This window comes from Pantoea sp. XY16, assembly GCF_025153065.1.
GTDB classification, from domain to species: domain Bacteria; phylum Pseudomonadota; class Gammaproteobacteria; order Enterobacterales; family Enterobacteriaceae; genus Pantoea; species Pantoea alfalfae.
This window is the reverse complement of record NZ_JANZNP010000026.1, coordinates 1-635: the sequence shown is the minus strand read 5'-3', so window position 1 is coordinate 635 and position 635 is coordinate 1. Positions and strand designations below refer to the sequence as shown.

Genomic DNA, 635 nt, shown 5'->3' with positions numbered 1-635 from the left:
GACTGGGGTGAAGTCGTAACAAGGTAACCGTAGGGGAACCTGCGGTTGGATCACCTCCTTACCTGAAGATACCTTCCCGCGCAGTGTCCACACAGATTGTCTGATAAAAAGTAACGAGCAGAAAAAACCTCTACAGGCTTGTAGCTCAGGTGGTTAGAGCGCACCCCTGATAAGGGTGAGGTCGGTGGTTCAAGTCCACTCAGGCCTACCAAATTCGCACTCACGCTGCGTTATGTCTCCGGCTCGCATAGTTCACTATGCTGCGCGGAAACATGCCCTGCCTGAGCACGAATTGCATTTCTTACGAAGTGTACTCGGTTGAGTGGTAGTAGCGGTCTCTGCAGTAACTGTATGGGGCTATAGCTCAGCTGGGAGAGCGCCTGCCTTGCACGCAGGAGGTCAGCGGTTCGATCCCGCTTAGCTCCACCATACCGTTTATCTGTTTTTTCTGAATACTTCAGAGCGTACCGGCAACGGTGTGCTGCGAAGTATTATGCTCTTTAACAATCCGGAACAAGCTGAAAATTGAAACGACGTGTCGCTTTCATTCTCCGTAATAAGAATGAAAAACGCGGCACGTTCGAGTCTCTCAAATCCCTGCAGTCTGCAGCGTTGCAAAACGCCTGTGGGTTGTG

The 635-nt window shown here is 51.2% G+C and carries 2 tRNA genes and 1 rRNA gene; all 3 read left to right on the top strand.

What is annotated here, in order from left to right:
* Positions 1–61: ribosomal RNA gene (locus tag N1689_RS22060) — 16S ribosomal RNA — on the top strand; the annotation flags it as partial.
* Positions 62–134: 73 nt separating this feature from the next.
* Positions 135–211: transfer RNA gene (locus N1689_RS22055), tRNA-Ile, on the top strand.
* A 142-nt stretch (positions 212–353) separates the two neighbouring features.
* A tRNA-Ala gene (locus N1689_RS22050) sits at positions 354–429 on the top strand.
* Positions 430–635 lie beyond the last annotated feature (206 nt).